Origin of the sequence: Lacibacter sp. H407 (assembly GCF_037892605.1) — a bacterium.
In the GTDB taxonomy this organism is placed as follows: domain Bacteria; phylum Bacteroidota; class Bacteroidia; order Chitinophagales; family Chitinophagaceae; genus Lacibacter.
This window is the reverse complement of the sequence record NZ_JBBKTU010000001.1, coordinates 2921470-2940913: the sequence shown is the minus strand read 5'-3', so window position 1 is coordinate 2940913 and position 19444 is coordinate 2921470. Positions and strand designations below refer to the sequence as shown.

The following is a 19444-nucleotide window of genomic DNA, read 5'->3' as shown; positions in this document are numbered from 1 at the left end:
CCAATGGTTTTTACAACTAAGTAGTTTAACTGATGAATCCAATAGAATACTCTTGTCAGCTATAAGTAGTATCGTCAGTTATTGAAACGATGCGCCAGATTTTCACCGGATGTTAGAAATTGCGGGAACCAGAAATGTAATAAAACAGACTGCGTGATCAACTAATATCGCTGTTGGCCATCGCAGTATAAGGAATTTTCACCTTCAATGTAAAACCTGTGCCGGGTGCTGTTTGAATGATGAGTTCGCCATCAAAATAATCAACCCTGCTTTTAATATTGTTCAAGCCGATGCCATTGCCTTTTTCTTCTGTGTTGGCACCTTTACCATCATCGCCAATCAACAGGATCAACGATTGTGGTTCCGGATAAATTTTAATAAACGCATTTAATGCACCGCTATGCTTGAGAATATTACTCAGTTGTTCCTGCACAATTCTGTAAAGGGTGAGTTTGAACTCCCTGCCAAGATGCTCTTCATCAAAATCATCGGCGCTGAAACTGATTTGAAGCGATGAGCTTTGGTGTACATCTTCAATCAAATCACGAATAATCTGGCACAGGCTGATGCTTTCCAGCGATGGTGTAACGATCTGGTGCGATAAACGCCTGATTTCTTCAATAGCGTTCACTAAATGTTCTTTGCTTCGAAGCAGCAGATCGTCCTGGTCATTTTTTTGCCGTAATGCTTTATCCAGAAAAAGCTTTGACGCCGCCAGTATTTGATTGATATTATCGTGTAACTCAATACCAATTTCGTTGCGTACTTTTTCCTGCGCCCGGATGCTTGTTCGTACAATCAGTTTTTCCTGCAAAATCCGTTGCCGGTCTAACGCTTTCTCTGCTTCAAATTTTTCAATAGCTGCAGTAACGGCACCGGGTAGCCGCTGCATCCTGTCTTTCAAAATATAATCGCAGGCTCCCTGCTTCATGATTTGTACAGCATAATCTTCCGACACAGTGGAAGTGATAAGAATAAACGGAACAGCAGCGTCAATTTGTTGCGAAATCTGTAAAGCTTCCTGCGAATTAAAAGAAGGGAGCGAATGATCACTCAAAATGAGATCGGGTTTACTGTAGTGCAACAGCTGTTCAAACTGTTGTTTGTTGACCGCACGATGGATTACACAATTGATCCCGCCTTTCTTCAGCACATATGCAACCAATTCTGCATCGGTATCCAGATCTTCAAGATGTACAATGTGTAAAACCTTTTTCATACTTGTATCTACAGATTGTTGATCGACTTATTCAGTAACATCCAGTACAAACCCAGCTCGCCCACAGCTTTGGCAAAATCTTCAAACCCAACCGGCTTTACAACATAGCTGTTTACACCAAGCTGATAACTGGAAATAATATCTTTCTCTTCGGCAGAAGAGGTCATAATTACAACGGGAATCACTTTCGTGTGTTCGCTTGCTTTTAGTTGACGTAACACCTCGATACCATTCACCTTTGGCATTTTTATATCCAGCAAAATCACCTTCGGAACTTTTGTAAGATCCCTTTCGGCATAGGCACCTTTGCCAAATAAATAATCAAGTGCCTCCGCTCCATCTTTCAAATGCAGAATATTGTTGGCGATCTTTGCTTTATTGAGAGCCCGGATCGTTAATTCTGCGTCTGACATATTATCCTCTACCAGTAATATTTCTACTTCATGTAACATGCGCATCGTTTTTTTTAAATTAAATGATCAGCAAAAGCTGAACGCAAAAACAGCTCCATTGCCAATACTGCTTTCGGCACGTATAGAGCCCTGTTGCCGTTCTACGATCCGTTTTGCCAATGCCAGTCCAATGCCGGTGCCTTCAAATTCATCCTGCCGGTGCAAACGTTGAAACACACCAAACAGTTTTTCACTGTACTTCATATCAAAGCCTACTCCATTATCTTTCACATAGTATTCTGTTATTCCGTTGGAAGTAGTTGTTCCAATTTCAATAACAGGCTTCTCTTTTTGAGAAGAATATTTCATGGCATTGTCGATCAGGTTTATCCAAACCTGTTTGATCAACTGCGGATCAGTAGTGCAGGTAGGCAAAGCATGTACAGTAAACTGGTAATGCTTATCGGTGCGTTGCGTTTTGAGTTCAGCAATTATCTGCTCCACCAACTGTTGCATATCTACTTCCTGCACATTGGATTCTTTGCGGTTGATGCGTGAAAAACTGATCAAATCATCGATCAGTTGACCCATCATACGTGCATTGGTGATAATCGTGCCAACTATTCGCTTACCATCATCATTTAACGAAGCGGAATGGTCTTCCTGCAACATATAAGCATATCCACTTACTGCACGCAATGGCGCACGCAAGTCGTGCGATACAGAATACGAAAATGCTTCCAGTTCCTGATTGGCTTTCTCCAGTTGCGCTGTTCGTTGTACTACGTTCGCTTCCAGATTTTTTTGTGTGTCGTTTACTTCCTTTGCCATGCGATTAAATGCATCGGCCAGCACGCCTAATTCATCAGCACGTTTTAATTGAACGGTTTGTGAAAAATCACCTTGTGCAATACCACGTGCTGCCACCGCCAGTTTTTCAATAGGCTGTGTAATTCTGCGGCTAAGGAGCCACGTTAGTACAATTCCGATTACCAGAAGCAACACTGCACTGCTGATGGCAATTTTTAAAAATTCATTTGCGGGTTGTATTACCATTCGCTGCGGTGTTGTTACCATCACTTTCCATGCCGCATTCTGCACAAGTGCCTGAGCTGCCAGATAATGTTCCCCGTTGTTAGAATACGTTACAACAGCATTATCTACACCTTTTGTTGCCGGCAATCCAGTAACCGTAGTACGCAGATCGCTCCACATACTGCCATCTGCATTACCAACATACACCCGCACTTCTTTCCCCAACAATTTTAATACACGCTCAATATTATCTTTTGAATTATACATTTTTCGCCAACGCAGTAAATAACCGACCAACTTACCATTATGCACTACTGCTGCACATAATGAATAGTAGAAGGCTTCCTCTTTTTCGTATAATTTACTGATGAGATTGGTGTCGGCTATTGATGGATAACCGGGAAAGAGGGTTGATAAGTTGATGGAATTATATCCGGCATCCTTGGATGCTGCCAATTGTTTTTTGTTTACATCCAGCAACTGTACATGAATCCAGGTTGTATCGGGTTGCAAGCGTTCCATCAATCGTTGAACCGAAGCCGCAGAATCTTTTCCGTTCGAAAGAAGAAACGATTTTACTGCAGGACTTGCAGCGGCTGCTTTTGTTGCATTCATTACCGGCACCGCCATTTGTGTGTAATTTCCAGCCAGTTGTTGGGCCAACATTAACAACCGCTCCGTTGCTGCATTCTCTGACGCATTGCGGATCCCTCTATACGAAAGCCAACCAAAAGCCAGCATCATAACAAGTAACAATACAAAAATGAGAAAAGGCAGTTTCCGTTGGATCGACTGTCGTTTCAGGAATTGAACAGTTGTTGTTGGTTGGAAATTGTTGGTATTCATCAAAACATATAAGTTGGCTGTTAGAAATGGAAAGATAGCTTTGTTGAACAACAAAAAATATAGCTGTTACCACTTGTAACAAACAAGTGAAAACACCTACAGACTGTCAATGCTTGACTGCAATCAACAAAGCGATCAAGAATGTTATGTGGATTTTTGGGAGAATGAAATGCATCAGATTCAGATACATTTATTTTAAAGTTACATGAAATCGAAGATGAAAGGATAGGTTTTTTGAAATTGCTGTTACAAATGTTCTTGGTTGGTCACTTACAACCGCACCCTGTTTGCTGCAAACAGATTGATATTATCGTCATCAAAAAAACAATTACCTCTGCAGCGCTTTCTTTCAACTATGCTGCCATTCTCAAGAAAATGACAACACAGTTGAAGAAGAATACCATCTTACGCATAGATTTTATAAAATGAATAGTGAGAATAACGCTGACATTTCTTAGGTATGCAGCAATTCAAAACAAGGAAATACGAAGTACATTGCCCGCAGCTTTTTTATTCCGGCAGATATTCCCAAAATTCATTGGCATAGGTAAGATTATTGATATGCAGAAAAAACAACTCTTCGCCTGCACTGGTGTACAGCATAAACTTTTTATCGCCCGGAGTAATTGGATATTGGTAAGAAGTTGTCATTACTTCACCATCAAATCTGCGATTTACACGGTATACCTGATTTGCCTGAATCAGATACATCATATTATCCCAACGATACGATGAATGAAGCGCCGCAAATCTTGTCTGCGGCCCGCTTTGCAACACACGCCAAACATTCGCAGCGGGATTAAATTCAATTGTTCCGTAACTGGAAGTAGGTGCATAAAACATGTTGCCAATCCGGTACGCATGTCCTTCCACTTCTACTGAAGCAGGTAAATCTGCAAGTCGTGTCCATACATCTGTTTGAGGATCGTAGGTCCAGCATTGTTGACTCACGGGATTGTTGTATACTTCATAACATCCCAGCACATACGCTTTGTTGTTATGTACAAACGAGAGTGCATCCATACGACCTGCTGCAGGCATGGATGCTTTTTTGGTCCAGGTATTTGTTTGCGGATCATAACAATACAAACTGTTGGCTCCGTTGCCTGCACTTGCGGTTAATCCGCCAAATACATAGGCTCTGCCATTAATAACAAATGAAGTGGTACGGCTGGCCCATTCCGGCATATCCGCCACCCGTTGCCAGGTATGTTGTTCTGCATCAAACTTCCAGAAGTCATCAAAGCCGATGTACACAAAACCATTGATTGAAAACATGGTGCTTGGACGGTTTTTCTTTCCCGGATAATCGGGCAAGCGTTGAAATGTATTTTGAATACCATTGGCCGGCGAAATTGTAAATGGAGATGCTGCACAGTATCTTTTTGATTTCCATTCAACGCACACCGTTCCGCTTTTGGCATTAGCCGGTACAAATACTTCCAGTAATGTATCATTGATCACAGCAACATCGCAACGTACATCCGCAATAAATAATTTGAATTGAGCACTGCTATCAGCAACAAGCAGATTTTTAAACCCTTTGCCAATCACTTTTACAGTGCTGTTTACCCTTGCTGTTGTTGGTATGGTACGAACTACCTCAATTGTTGCAGAAGGATTGTCATTTTTGCTACAGGAAAAAAGCGACAAAAAAATCAGCAGAACCGTAAATAAAAAATACGTTTTCATGCAATGGATTTACGTTCAAAAGTAACTGTTTCCTGTTTACGGAGAAACTACAGCAACTGAAGTAGTATAATGATATACAAAATATATCTGCACTCAGTTCATAGCTGACAGCCAGAATTTTCTTTGCAGTGGGCTGCTGTCATCAATATATAATCACTTTCCTGCAGTAACCAATTGCCAGGCACCAATATAATACACTTGTCCGTTGGCAACATAAGCAGAGATCATATATGGCTCATAACCTTTGGCGGCAAGTTCTTTTGATTTTGACTGGAGTGCAACATAGGTAAGTCCGTAACGTGCTTCCCACTTGATGCCCGGAATTTTCTGCCAGATACATCCGTATTTCAGTACACCCTTATCATAATACGCAAACAATTCTTTCGGCACATAACCCTGCGGTGTTAACTTATCAAAATAACTTTGAAATTCAGTTGCTGTTAAACTATGCCTTGCTTCCCATGCAATACCCGGTCGTTTTTCCCATACTGCTGCAAACAGCAACTCTCCATTTGTTCCCGTATAAGCTGATACATGCATGGGCATATATCCCTGCGGTGTAAGTTTATTGAAATAATCCTGGTACTGATTGGCAGTTAAATTATGTCGTGCTTCCCAAACAGCAGTTGGCCGTTTTTCCCAAATAGCAGAAAACACAAGGCTGCCACTTACATTATAGACCGATACATCGGTTGGCATATAACCCTGCGGAACAAGTTTATTAAAATATTCCTGGTACTGTGCTGCTGTAAGATTGCTGCGTGTTTCCCAAACACTTCCGGGTTGATGATGCCAAACAGGATTGAATTGTTGCACACCGTTTACTGCAATAAAATTTACTGAAACAGGTTTATATCCCTTGGGCGTAAGTTCATTAAACAACTCCTGGTAATTACTCATCGACATGTTTTGCTTTGCGATCCAGGTTTGTGCAGAAGCCGTTGCAACCAGCAACAGCAAGGAAACAGATAAAAGAAGACGCATACAATTGGTTTGGTGAATGTATTTGCAGCGTTGCCACTCAGCAGCTGCGGGTTACGGATGTGAAGATAAAGAAGAAATGAACGCTGGAATACTATGCAGCGTTGCGGAGACAGCAGGGTGGTAAAAAAAATGATTCAGGAAGAAACGCATGGCAACAATTCAAAAGTAAACTTGCAACAAGCACGCCGCTCACAGCTTCCTCACAATTTCGCAAACCCCTTCCGCAGTGCTTCCAGACAAAGCCCTACCCTGCTTTGTACATGAAATTTTTGAAACAACGATTCCCTGTAACCATCAATCGTACGTTCGCTCATATTCATTTTGGCAGCTACCTGCTTGTAAGTAAGTTCGCTGCAGGCATAATTCAAAAACTGTTTTTCCTTTTCCGTTAACACGATCGTGGGCGCCTCATTCGATTTCAATAAAAGCCGGCGAAAGTTGATATTACTGGCATCGGCATTGTAATAACCTTTTGCCACTACTTCCTGCAATGCTTTTTCTAAATCGTTTGGATGTGTATCTTTTAACAGGTAGGCGCAGCATCCTGCCTTTATCATATCAATGATGGCGCTATCAGTATCGTTCATTGACAATGCAATTAATTTCATGGCAGGGTACTCTTTACTCAACCATGTGCAGGTGGCAATGCCGTCCATTACCGGCATATTCACATCCACCAACATCAAATCAGGTATTACACCACTGCTTTTCAATTTACTTTTTAAGTCTTCGCCATTAAGCGCTTCTACTACTACTTCATATACTTTAAAACTCTCCAACATCAATTGGAGTGATTTCAAAAACAATTGATGATCATCTACTAAACCAATTGTGAGCTTCATACTTTGTTTGTTTTTACGGGTAAGCGGATCACAACAGTTGTGCCTCCTGCCGGAATTGAATTAAATTGAATGCTTCCACGCAGCAGTTGCACCCGTTGCTGCATGTTGGCAATTCCCATACTTTTTGTAACAGCACTTATGTCAAAACCTCTTCCATCGTCACTAACGGTAATGCGTAGATTATTTTCTTCCGCTTCAACAGCAATACGCATGTGTACAGGTGAAGCGTGCTTTACTGCATTCTGGATTGCTTCCTGTACAATACGGAACAGGATGATCTGCTCATCGTTTCGCAGTGGCAGTTCAACCGATTGCAGATAATCTACTGCAATGGTTCTGCCGGCATTGATGCGTTCGATCATGGTTTGGATATTTTCTGAAAAGCTGAAACGCTCCAGCCATTCTTTGTCCAATGATTTTGCCAGCGAACGGATCTCATTGATCGCCTGCCCCAGTGTTGCATTTGCCGTTAGCAATGTATCGGGTGGGTTTTGCAATTCACGTTCGGTTAATCCGATCAGCATGCGGGATGTGCTTAACAATTGTCCTACATTATCGTGCAGTTCCTTTCCGATTTGCTGAAAGGTTTCTTCCTGCACTTCAATACGTGATTGCAGGAGTTGTGTTTGAAATTCTTCTTTCATTTTGAGGTGTTCTTCGGTCATCGTTTCCTTTTTTCGTTTGAAATAAATAAAATAATTGATCACAAACAATGCAACCATTGCAAAAACGGAGGACATTAAGACGATCGCAACTGCTTTTTCTTCCATATAAAACCAATTATCCAGCTTCCGTATAAAATGAAGCTTAAATAGCCTATGACTAATGTATAAAAAGATAGATTGCCTGCCAGTTTTATTTTAGATACCTGCTCATAAAAAGCAAACATCACAATAGAACCAAAATAATAAAAAAACAAACCGGTTACGATCCAGAATGCCGGGTGCGACAAAGGGTTTTTCACTTCATCGTTCTGTAACAACGTAAAATAAAATGTACAACTGAACAACACAATTACAAGCGAAAGGTATTGCCGGCTGTATTTGTTATACGCCGCAAAGGCATGAACGATCGATTCTGTAAAATAGAACAGTAAAAAGAGCACTGCTGCGGCAACGATCATTTTTTTCAACTTTTTTGACTGATGAAACCGGTAAAAGAGAAAAAGAAAAAAAGCCACCTGCACCGGCATCAACAAATTATACACGGCATGGTTGGATTTTACCATAACCGTACGCATATAAAAACCGGTGAGCTCTGCCAGCAGCAGCACTACACAAAACAAAATAAACAATCGCCAGTAACCGGCTTTCTCTGAAAGAAGAAAAACGCAGGCTCCCACCAGTGCCAACAGCTCTGCAATGGTAACGGGGTTTGTAAGAAAATCAGTTATGGCCATAATTGTCCTTCGTTAAAAACAAAACCACGAGTTGTAGAATCAGTCATGGTTCCTTTTATAGTTAATGGACCAATAGAATTATACAAAGGCAAATAGTATTGTTTGTAGTAATCAGTATTTCCTTCCATTTCGGTAAAAAAATCATACACTCTTGCACTGCTGGTATCTACAATACAAGGCACTATACATAGGCTAAGTTTTTGTCCTGCTCCCGGTTTCGTGAAAAACATGGGACTGAAAGCCAATCTCCAAATATGACCTTGTGGTAATGTTATTTTTGCTGTGTATTTGTAAAATATACTATCCATATAAAATTTCACTGCCATTGGATCATGCATTACAATCTGTGTGGAAAAAGGCCCTCCACCTGCATTACGATATTTTTTTACCCAGGCTGCTGCACTGTCTTTTGGTATAATTGAGCCGGGTGGTTTCATTTCAATTATTTCTGTAATACTGGTATCTGTTGTTGCTGTTGTTATTTCTGCTCCATCGCCGGTGGATGATTGATCACAGCCGATCCATAAAAAAGAAAGACCAATAAATACGAACAGCAGGGTAAAATACCTGTCTGATTTTTTTGTACGCATAACTAATATGTGGTTTGGGTTGATGAATTGGCCGTAAAATGAGCCAATCCAATGAACTAACCTACGGGAATTTTCCCGTACACAATTGCGCCATTCACCCTTTTTTACAAATGGCAGGTAGTTCATCTTTGTAACTCATTACACAAATTCAGTTGTAACACCTATTGCGGCCGCTGCTAATCTTTTTGCACAACAAATGAAGTTCACCACCTTGCCCCTCGTTCAAGAGGGGCTTTTTTTATGGTGAGTACGGCCGCTCGTAGCTCACCGCTAATAGCTCGAGCTTTCTTGGCCAAGGATGAACACAAAGGAACACAGATGATTCGTGAGAACAGGCTCAGCCGGCAAACGTTTCGAAGATTGAAGCTGTAAAAAATATCACCACGAATCACACTAATCTGCACGAAGAACAAGAAGAAGGTTACCTGATGAACATTGCTGTTAATTTAAATTATATGTGCTGCAGCTCACAGATAATAGTTCGCCGCTTTTCTTGCCACATATGAAGAAAGTTTCGTTGGCACAGCATTAGTTGAGAAACGTATAGAATTTGTTGCTGTCTTTTCACTTGCAAGGTGACTGCACAACCGAAGAAAATGCAAATTCATTATGTATTACAACAACCATCATTTAAAACAAACATAAATACGAAGAACGGGCTGTGAATTCACAGCCCGTTCTTCGTATTTACTATTACAGTTTTCAGAAACCTATCACAGTATTTCTATTTTGTGACAATCAATTTTGTTTTATACCATTTACCATTGGCTGTTACTTCAACCAAGTACATACCTGCTATTGCATAACCCGGCAGTTGAATATTCTTTCTTACCAATCCGTTTACAACATTTACTTTCTCGGTCAACAACAGCTTACCTGTAATATCACGGATGCTGATGTTGGCAGTACCTGAAATTGTTTGTTCAAGCTGCAGATCAAGATTAAAGTTTCCGTTTGATGGATTTGGATACAAAAGAATGGCAGCATTAGCATTTCCAGTCAACATATGATCTCCGGAAGTTCGGCCTGCAACTGCGGCAACTGTTTTAAAGTTAGCACCTGGTAAATAGGCTGTCCACGATTTACCACACTTTGCCCGTAGTTGCCATTGATAATTTTGATTTGATACAAGATTTTGTATCGTTACTGAACGGATATTGCCTGTAAGCAGTACATCAATCCATTTCGCAGCACCTTTGCCAATAGGTTTGTATTGCACTTGCCATTGTTCAGGATTCGCAATCGCTTTCCAATTTAACTGTACGCTGGTGAATGTAATATTCGTAACTGTTAGATCAGTTGCATTTGCACATGGATAGCAAACGGCTTCATCAACAATACCATTACAATTATCATCAATTTTATTGCCACATACTTCCACTGCTGCAGGACTGATAGCAGGATTACTATCGTTACAATCACCGCTATTATTTACATAACCAACAGGTGCCGTTGAAGAACAAACCGAAATTGGTTTTGCATTATTGCCGTAACCATCTCCATCCTCATCTTTATAATAGGTTTGGTTTTCAAACACTGTTTTATCAGCATCATTACAATCGCCCTCAACCTGATTTATTTTTACCACATAGCCTGTCCCCGGACTATCACATTGTATAACAGGTGCATCTACATAGCGCCCATCACCATCTCCATCTTTCACCCAAACAGTAAGGGGATTAATTGCCTTAACGCCATCATTGCAATCGCCTGGCTTTTTGCCAAATATTCTCATATAACCAGGACCAGGTGAAGTACACTGTAAAATTGGTTCACCCGGATAGTAGGTATCGCCATCAGCATCTTTTACCCATTTGGTGGTTGGATTTACATCGGGAAAATCATCATTACAATCATCTCCTGTTGTTGAATAACCCGGAGGTGCTGTTTCGCTGCGCAACCATGCCCTTGAATTGGGAGCGCCATAACCATCACGGTCACGATCAACATAGTAAAACTTTTCAGCAGCTAAAAATACAACGCCGTAATCTTCTACTTGTGCACCTGGATTAACACTACATCCATTTGCAGGCGCTGAACCGCAGCCCGTACCTATTACCCGCATACGTAAGGTTTTATCCAACACAGTAATATTTGCAGGAACGGTAAATGAAAAACTATACTCACCCATCAGGCAATCGGGCGATGTATGAACTGCTTCACTTTCATCTAAAAAATCACCATCAGCATTGTAATCAATAAACAGCTGCAACCTGCTGCTTACGTTGTTGGCAGGCAATCCTACAATGCCTTTGTACGTATATGTTTTACCGGGGATAAACGAAACAACTTCACAAGTATTATTTTTATAAATTCCACCATAAGGGCTTTCAAACGTATGCTGCAGATCGCTTACACTGAAATTGGTAAATGCACCAAAACTTAAAAAAGTACCTGTACGGGTTACACATCCGTTGGGCAAGCCCGAAGTAATATATACCTGTTTAACAATTGTATTAATTTCAAACGTACTGTAAGCAGTAAGCGAAATTGTTTTTAAACCCGGCGAACTGTATTGTACGGAAAACGAAGCTGCATTCGACCGCTCGGGTGTAGCACCCGGTGCTTCCCAAAAAACTCCATTAACAGTTCCAACACTTGCACTGGTTAAATTGATGGTATTACTGCAACTGTATTTTGGCAAAGTAAACCCAGCCGTTGGTGGTTCTGTGTTGCAGCCGGCAATACATGAAGCCCCGGGAAAGCTTAAATAGGTGTTCATAGCTGAAAGACTGAGTTCACTAAACACTGTATTTGGCGGATTAGTTATCGATGGCGCCATAATAAACGGAGCACCTGATGCATCGTGTTGTGCACCCAGGTTATGGCCCGTTTCGTGGGCGGCAAGTACCCCTGCCTGCAATCCCGTTTGCGAATAAACATCTCTGTTTACCTGATATTTTGAACTGGAACAAACAACACCAACAAAGGCAAGGCCAACAACTCCTCCATTATCAGGTATAATATTTTGCATGGTCCAGAGTTGACCCAAATCAAAATTGAAGCCACTGCCAAAACCACCTGCATTGCCCCAAGCCCTGAAACCACTAAGCAGCGGGCTGTTTGTAACTTCGGTATATGGTGCAACAGGATCTGTTTCTACGGACGTGGAAACGTAATTACGTTTTATCCTGAACTGTAAATACGAACTGCCAATCTGTGCGTTACTGTACAACAATACCATTGTATTCGTAACACTGATATTGTGCTCTTCAATCAATTCGGCCGAACCATATTTTTCAAAGATCGTAGCATCCGAAGCAATAGCTAGCTCAATAATTTTACAAGTACCCGTTGCTGAACCGAGTGTAGCTGCCGAAGTTTCAGCAGAAGCCACCTGCTTTTCGGCAACCTCTGTTGCACCGCATACCCATCCGGAATTCGGCAGCACATCTTTTGTTTCGTAGATCACAAAACTATTGGCCGCTGCTTTTTTATTATAATATCGTAATGGCTCAATAAAATAATCTTTGTCTTTCCCTTTTATATGCCCGAAGATTGTTTTATCTGATACCGTTAGTGCCACAACAGAACTTTCGTCGCCAGCCAGTTTGCCGGTATACGTTTTGATGTTGGGACGGCCGCTTTCTTTTTTACCCGAAGGTCCGGCAACCGTCATACTATACGATTCACTTAAAATATTCTGCTCAACTAATGCCAGCGACAGCGATTGAAGCCCCGCTAATTCCAGATCGAATCGAAACAAACCCCTCCCGGCGGCTTTTGAATTACGCATCAGCTCAGGGGCATTGATGGTAAATACATGATACTTTTTAAATACTTTGCTCAGCGATGGTTGGTTGTTTTGGTTTACACGCTCCCCTTTTAGTTTGTATTGGGCCGCTACCGAAAGCGGAAACAGAAAAACAACAGCCAGGAGAAACTGATATAAAATTTTACGCAAACGCTTTGTTTGCTTACAGGACGAAACAGTCATAGCAGGTTTAATTTTGAGTTGATTGTGATTGTCCTTGAAAATTAAATCACTTGCTGACCGAACGCACTATAAAATCCACGACAAAAGACTGACATGTACCGGACAAAAACCTGACAATGGGAGAAAACTCCAGTTGCCACTGCGAAAGTTTTCCTGGAACAAAACCACAGACGATGGACGACAGACCACCAATGGTTGATCGTTCATAGTTCATGGTTAATAGCTGACCACGCATTACTCATCAGCTCACCACTAACTCCTTGTTCAGGATGAATCATTCATGACTGTCACTATCAGGCAGCCACCTGGTCAGGCCGGTCACCGGAGGCCAGACCGGAGCCAATTGTCTGAACCGTAATTGATGAGATTTTATGGATTGAGAAGATGAAGACATCGAAACGGTCGGGACGCTGCAGCGACCTGAACAATGATGCATCCTATTACCGCAAAGACGACATGAGGGAAGAAAAAATGTATCGAGATTTTCCTTGGTTACCTCACAAATACAGAGTATGCATAACCGATTCCTTTTTTAACAGGCAGTACATTTGGAATATTATTTTTCCAGAGTATAGCTTCATTGCCATGCGAAGCCACATACACATCTTTTCCTGATGTGGTAATGGATGCTCCGGTAGAAGAAAATTGGTTTTCTGTGTACAAGATTTTACCATTTTTCCATGTTGCACAGCCAGCGTTTTGCATACCTGTAACAAACACATCATTGGTAGCCGACACAGTAACACCTGTTGCCCAAACATTGCCCGGACCCTCCAGTTCGGTGTACTTACCATTGATCCAAAGAACAGCTTCATTTTTAAGTGGCATTGAAACATAACCTGCAGCATACACAATACCTTTGTGTACATATACACACAGCACTTCTCCATCCAGATAGTTTGTCGGCAACTCTAATAATTGTGGCTGACCGTTTTTATAAATGGCAGGGTAACGAATACCATTTACTTTATGTGCGCCTGTCGCATACAAATCATTGTTGTACACAAATAGCGACCATAAAAACGTTGTATCAGAAATCTGAAATAGTTCAACTCCGTTTTTCCAAATAACTGCATTGAATGTTCCGTTCCTGGTAACCGATCCACTTACATACACATCCTTGTTGGAAACATATAAGGAATGTGCCTGCCCCCCTTCACCATCTTTAGATAAATAAACAGGACGCATATTTTTCCAGAGTACAGCTCGTGAATCACCATAACCATACTCTGAACCTGCTACATACACATCTGTCTTTTCAACAAACACTTCTTCGGGTTGAGGCCAGGGGGCATCTGAGGGAAGATCATACGGCACACCATCTACCCACAATTTAGCAATGGCGTATGCAGAATCAGTATAAAAATTTATCATTTCACCACCGGCCACATATACCTTTCCTAAACGCACAGGCAAGGGTGGTTTGTCACATTGCAGAAATAATACACAAACAAAAAGAATGGAAGTAACCTTGTGAAGATGTTTTTGCATAACCTGTAATTTGTGAATAATGGGAGTTAACGACTGACAAAATACTCATTCCAGTGGTTTATACAAGAGGCGACAGAAAGATTCATAGTTGCCAACTTCTACTCACCACTATCAACCTGCATCTTTCCACACAATGTGGGTGAAAAACACTTTGTACAATCAATTTTCATCTTTACATTGAGAACTTAACCAGAACAACTACACGTACGAATGGCCAAAGCAAAAAAAGAAAACACCAAACCCAAAGCCGATATTGATTTTGAACAGGAACTATGGGATGCTGCCAATGAACTACGGGGTGCAGTAGCCGAAAACCAGTATAAAGATTACGTACTCTCCCTCCTCTTTCTCAAACACATGAGCGAACGCTACGAAATGCGCAAAGAGGAAATCAAAAGCGAATTCACAAATCCCAAGTCTGATTACTATACATCCGATGAAGCTGTACAACTCAGCTTTCTCGAAGATGAACTGGAGTACCAGGTAAAGAACGTGTACAAGATACCCGAAGAAGCAACCTGGACTTATTTAAAAGACAATGCCACCCGTGATGATATTAAAGTCATCGTCGACAAAGCATTTGTTTTGATTGATGAAATACTGGCCCAACGCAACGAAGAATTTAAAGGCGTAATGGAACCCATTTTTGTAAAAAGCCAGTTAAGCCCCACACAGGTTGCCGGACTCATCAACATGTTCAGCCACGATAAATTTTCGGAAGCAAAGAATCCCGAAAGTGATATTTACGGACGTGTGTACGAATACTATATCGGCAAGTTTGCTATGGCCGAAGGCAGTGGTGCAGGGCAGTTCTTTACACCCGGTTCGGTAGTGCGGTTACTGGTGGAAATGATTGAACCCATGAAAGGCCGCATTATGGATCTGGCCTGTGGCAGCGGTGGTATGTTTGTACAAAGCTTAAAATTTGTAACTGCACATGGCGGCAGCAGCAACGATATTTCTATTTACGGACAGGAACGTTACGAAGGCACGTTGCGTTTATGCAAAATGAACCTGCTCTTGCGTAATCTTTCTTTTGATGTAAAACTGGGCGACTCTTTATTGAACGATCGCTTTCCGCAACTGAAAGCCGATTATGCATTGATGAATCCGCCCTTTAACATCAGCAAGTGGCACCCCGAAGATTTGTCAGAGAACGATCCCCGTTTGTTTGGCGCAAAAGAACAGTTTACCACCGATGGTAATGCCAACTACATGTGGTTTCAAACACTGTGGCATCATTTAAGTGAAAAAGGAACGGCTGCTGTGGTAATGGCCAACGGTGCTATGACAACAGGAAACCAAGGTGAAAAAAATGTACGGGAACACATGATTGAAAAGGGCATGGTGGATTGTATTGTGCAAATGCCTGATAAATTGTTTTTAACCACGGGCATCCCCGCCTGTATTTTCATTCTCAGTAAAAACAGGGATGGAAAAGATGGCCTGCACCGTGAACGTAAAAACGAAATACTGTTTATTGATGCACGTAAACTCGGCCACATGGTCAACCGACGCCTGCGTGTATTTGAAGATGCTGATGTTAACAAGATTGCCGATACCTATCACCGTTGGCGCAACGTCCCCTCCCAAACGTCATTGCGAGGCACGAAGCAATCTCCCCCCTACGAAGACGTAGAAGGCTTCTCCAAATCCGCCACCCTCGCCGAAGTAAAAGCCAACGGCTACATCCTTTCCCCCGGCCGCTATGTAGGCACCGAAGCCGAAGAAGACGATGGTATTTCCTTTGAAGAAAAAATGAACCACTTAACCCAGCAGTTGAAACAACAATTTGCTGAAAGCGATAAATTGGAACAACAGATAAAAGAGAATTTGAAAAGTATTGGGTTTGAAATAAACTAAAATGACAAATCATGGGATATTGGATGTTCGAAATGTTTGATGATTACTTATCAAAAGCAAAAAAACTTTCTGCTAAGGATAAACAATCTGTTTACGAAATAGTAACTTATGCAATTCGTAGTACAAAAACTTTTATTACAAATAGAAGAAGGAACAACAACGATGAAGCTTCTAATATTTTAAGTATGTTATGGCAGGATGCATCAAGTCAACTAAAAAAATATGGAGACGAAGAATTAAAGTCATTTGCAAACATGTTAGAAGAAAAAAGCAAATACTGGGCAGATCCAAAAGGATATGACTTTGATGAACTTAAGCAATATGGAATGATGTTAACACAGGTTGAATTAAAACTTAAAGAATTAACTTCATGAGAGTTATAATTACTATTTCTTTTCTGTTTTCTACAATTGTTTGTTTAAGCCAAAAAAGCAAACAGAATTTGTTAATTGAAAGAAAATTAGATTCAATCATTAACATTGTCCAGACTCTGCAAAACAAGACTTCAGACTCGACTTTGATTAGAATAGATAAACTTGATGAAGTTTTTAAAAAAACAGACACTAAGTGGTATGACAAGTATTTACCTGCGCTTATTGCTCTTGTAACAGTTATTTTATCTTCAGGCGTCGCTTACTATGTTGGAGTAAGAAACGCAAAAACACAAATTGTGAATGCTGAAAGGCAAGCAAAAACACAGATAGCAATTGCGGCTGACCAATTAGAAATGTCTCGAAGGCAGATTGATCAAAACACAGCAAACACATTAGCACAAATAAGAGCCAATAATATTTCAAAAGCAAGAATAGACTGGATTCAAAATTTGCGTGCAGTACTTAGCACTTTTTTTGCAAATGCTGCTGAAGCTTCAAGTTTAATTGAAGACATGAAATTAGCGAAAGCAAAAAACAAAACGGATGAGGTGTTAAAAGTATATGAGTCTTTTACACATATTCTCTTCAAAATGAAAGAGCAAGACAACCAAATACAATTGATGCTCAATCCAACAAACCAAAATCATCAAAATCTGATTAATTCTATGGACGCATATATAGAATACCTTTTTCGTATTGACGGAGAGCAGGATAAAAAAGCACAAGAAGAACTATCTGGCAAAGTCATTTCTGACTCAAGAAAAGTAATTAAAGAAGCTTGGGAAAAAGCGAAGAGCGAAACAAACATCTAATTATAAAAAGACATAATGAGTGCTTTAAATCAAATCAAGGAAAATGTTTTTTCAATTTTTACATTTTCACTTGTAGCAAGTTATTTTGCGTGTCAAGGCTACTACCTGTCTTTTAATCTTGACATAAGCTCCTTTCTAAGTGTTGAGGATTTGATAATGATTTTTGCAAAATGGATTTGGCTTAGTGGCGTAGTTTCCATTATTTTAGTATTATTTGTTCGGAGAGTTTTGAATAAAATTGATGAATTCACATTTTCAAATAGCTGGCTTAATAAAACAATTGGTAACACAATTTACAAACGAACTATTTTCATACTTATTCCGCTATTAATCGTAGTGGCCATACTTCTATGTCGTTATGAAACATTTAGAGATATTTTTATTGCTCTTTTTGGATTAGGTTTTTTCATATTCTTTTTAGTAGTTATAGTGTTTGCTATTATTTCAATTTTTAGGGAAAAGACAGATGTTAAAACCCTTGGTTTAAATGACTGGGCATCAATAATAGCATTCGTTTACTTTTTTGTTATTATTATTCCTTTAAGCGGCGGGATTTACGCTGCATCTCACACTCCTAACGAGGATGTTGTGCTAAAAGCCGATAACCAAATAATAAATACAAAAGATTCTGCCCATGTAATTTATATTGGAAAAACTCATGATTATATTTTCATTCATAATAAGAAACTTAAAAAAACAAAAGCTTATAATCTCAGCAGTATTACATTTTTAGAATTTGAACGCAAATGACAACAAGGGCAAAATACAAACTCGGCGAACTTTACGACGTATCTTCTGGCTTATCAAAACCAAGAGAAGAATTTGGCTTTGGGCATCCATTTGTAACATTCAGGGATGTGTTCTATAATTACTTTCTTCCGGATCAACTGAGTGAATTAGCGAATACTACTGAAAAGGAAATCAAAAGTTGTTCAGTTAAGAAAGGAGATATTTTTCTTACAAGAACAAGTGAAACAATGCATGAGTTAGGCATGAGTTCTGTTGCATTGAAAGATTATCCAAACGCAACGTTCAACGGTTTTACAAAGCGATTAAGATTAAAAGAAGATGTTGATGTAGAGATAGACCCGGTTTACATCGGTTACTATTTCCGTACAAACGAAATCAGGAACCAGGTTGATATGCATGCTACAATGACTACAAGGGCAAGTCTTAACAGTACTGCAATTAACTCAATAGAAATATCAATCCCTGATATAAAATATCAAATACCTATTGGTAAAATTCTAAAGCAACTCGACGACAAAATAGAACTCAACCGCCGAACCAACCACACACTGGAGCAAATGGCACAAACACTTTTCAAAAAATACTTTGTAACAGATATTGATCCCGATAACTTGCCGGAGGGTTGGAGCTATCAAAAAGTAAACGATCTTTTTGATATTACTATTGGCCGAACACCTCCACGAAATCAACAGCAATGGTTTACAGAAAAACCTGCTGATGTAAAATGGATTTCAATTAAGGATATGGGCATTTCTGGAATTTACATATCAAAGACATCAGAATATCTAACAAAGGAAGCAGTAAAAAAATTTAATATTCCTGTTATTCCAACGAATACAGCAATATTAAGTTTCAAACTTACTGTTGGCAGAGTGGCTATTACCACAGAGGATATGCTATCAAATGAAGCTATTGCTCATTTTATACCTAAGAAATCAACCAAACTATCCACGGAGTATACTTATCTATTCCTAAAGAACTTTGACTATAGCTCTTTGGGAAATACTTCATCAATAGCAACTGCAGTTAATTCGCAAACTGTTAAATCAATTGATTTCTTAGTTCCAAAAGAAAGTGTAACAGACGAATTTTACAGAGACGTAAAAACAATATTTGAAAAGATAAAACTTAACCAAAACGAAATTTCAACCTTAATAAAACTAAGAGATATCCTTCTCCCCAAACTCATGAATGGAGAACTTACCGTAAATTAGAAAC

Annotated in this window: 15 protein-coding genes and 2 pseudogenes; 5 read left to right on the top strand and 12 right to left on the bottom strand. The window is 40.1% G+C overall.

What is annotated here, in order from left to right; genetic code table 11:
* Positions 1-157: 157 nt before the first annotated feature.
* From WG989_RS12695 to WG989_RS12645, 12 genes and pseudogenes are all read right to left on the bottom strand, one after another.
* Positions 158-1219, bottom strand: coding sequence for a hybrid sensor histidine kinase/response regulator (locus tag WG989_RS12695; protein WP_340429880.1), 1062 nt, complete (start codon positions 1217-1219; stop codon positions 158-160).
* Between the two features lie 8 nt (positions 1220-1227).
* Entirely contained in the window at positions 1228-1671 is a 444-nt protein-coding gene (locus tag WG989_RS12690; RefSeq protein WP_340429879.1) for a response regulator, read from the bottom strand.
* A gap of 27 nt (positions 1672-1698) precedes the next feature.
* A complete protein-coding gene (locus WG989_RS12685; protein ID WP_340429878.1) occupies positions 1699-3492 on the bottom strand; it encodes a sensor histidine kinase in 1794 nt (597 codons plus the stop codon).
* Positions 3493-4002: 510 nt separating this feature from the next.
* Complete coding sequence (locus WG989_RS12680; protein ID WP_340429877.1) at positions 4003-5184, bottom strand: Kelch repeat-containing protein; 1182 nt, start codon at positions 5182-5184, stop codon at positions 4003-4005.
* 153 nt (positions 5185-5337) lie between these two features.
* Positions 5338-6168, bottom strand: a complete 831-nt coding sequence (locus WG989_RS12675) for a hypothetical protein (protein ID WP_340429875.1) — start codon at positions 6166-6168, stop codon at positions 5338-5340.
* Between the two features lie 200 nt (positions 6169-6368).
* Entirely contained in the window at positions 6369-7010 is a 642-nt protein-coding gene (locus tag WG989_RS12670) for a response regulator (protein WP_340429873.1), read from the bottom strand.
* Complete coding sequence (locus WG989_RS12665; RefSeq protein WP_340429871.1) at positions 7007-7780, bottom strand: sensor histidine kinase; 774 nt, start codon at positions 7778-7780, stop codon at positions 7007-7009. The genes WG989_RS12670 and WG989_RS12665 overlap by 4 nt, the downstream gene beginning before the upstream one ends.
* Positions 7750-8409 (bottom strand): hypothetical protein, encoded by a 660-nt coding sequence (locus WG989_RS12660; RefSeq protein ID WP_340429870.1) that lies wholly within the window; start codon positions 8407-8409, stop codon positions 7750-7752. Before WG989_RS12660 ends, WG989_RS12665 begins: the two co-directional genes overlap by 31 nt.
* Positions 8400-8999: a hypothetical protein gene (locus WG989_RS12655; protein ID WP_340429869.1), complete on the bottom strand. Its 600-nt coding sequence runs from the start codon at positions 8997-8999 to the stop codon at positions 8400-8402. The genes WG989_RS12660 and WG989_RS12655 overlap by 10 nt, the downstream gene beginning before the upstream one ends.
* A 724-nt stretch (positions 9000-9723) precedes the next feature.
* Positions 9724-9960: pseudogene (locus WG989_RS20960) on the bottom strand (T9SS type A sorting domain-containing protein); the annotation flags it as partial.
* A gap of 126 nt (positions 9961-10086) precedes the next feature.
* Positions 10087-12618, bottom strand: a pseudogene (locus tag WG989_RS12650) (GEVED domain-containing protein); the annotation flags it as partial.
* Between the two features lie 810 nt (positions 12619-13428).
* A complete protein-coding gene (locus WG989_RS12645) occupies positions 13429-14427 on the bottom strand; it encodes a hypothetical protein (protein WP_340429865.1) in 999 nt (332 codons plus the stop codon).
* Between the two features lie 210 nt (positions 14428-14637).
* On the opposite strand from WG989_RS12645, the gene WG989_RS12640 reads away from it, so the two are divergent.
* Genes WG989_RS12640 through WG989_RS12620 form a run of 5 tightly spaced genes read left to right on the top strand, consistent with a single transcriptional unit; the run spans position 14638 to position 19440 of the window.
* A complete protein-coding gene (locus WG989_RS12640; RefSeq protein ID WP_340429863.1) occupies positions 14638-16290 on the top strand; it encodes a type I restriction-modification system subunit M in 1653 nt (550 codons plus the stop codon).
* A gap of 11 nt (positions 16291-16301) precedes the next feature.
* Positions 16302-16664 carry a hypothetical protein gene (locus WG989_RS12635; RefSeq protein ID WP_340429861.1) on the top strand — a complete coding sequence of 121 codons (363 nt, stop codon included), beginning with the start codon at positions 16302-16304 and terminating at the stop codon, positions 16662-16664.
* Positions 16661-17476, top strand: a complete 816-nt coding sequence (locus tag WG989_RS12630) for a hypothetical protein (protein WP_340429860.1) — start codon at positions 16661-16663, stop codon at positions 17474-17476. The genes WG989_RS12635 and WG989_RS12630 overlap by 4 nt, the downstream gene beginning before the upstream one ends.
* 15 nt (positions 17477-17491) lie before the next feature.
* Positions 17492-18226 carry a hypothetical protein gene (locus WG989_RS12625; RefSeq protein ID WP_340429859.1) on the top strand — a complete coding sequence of 245 codons (735 nt, stop codon included), beginning with the start codon at positions 17492-17494 and terminating at the stop codon, positions 18224-18226.
* On the top strand, positions 18223-19440 hold the full coding sequence (locus WG989_RS12620; RefSeq protein ID WP_340429858.1) for a restriction endonuclease subunit S: 1218 nt from the start codon (positions 18223-18225) through the stop codon (positions 19438-19440). Before WG989_RS12625 ends, WG989_RS12620 begins: the two co-directional genes overlap by 4 nt.
* Positions 19441-19444 lie beyond the last annotated feature (4 nt).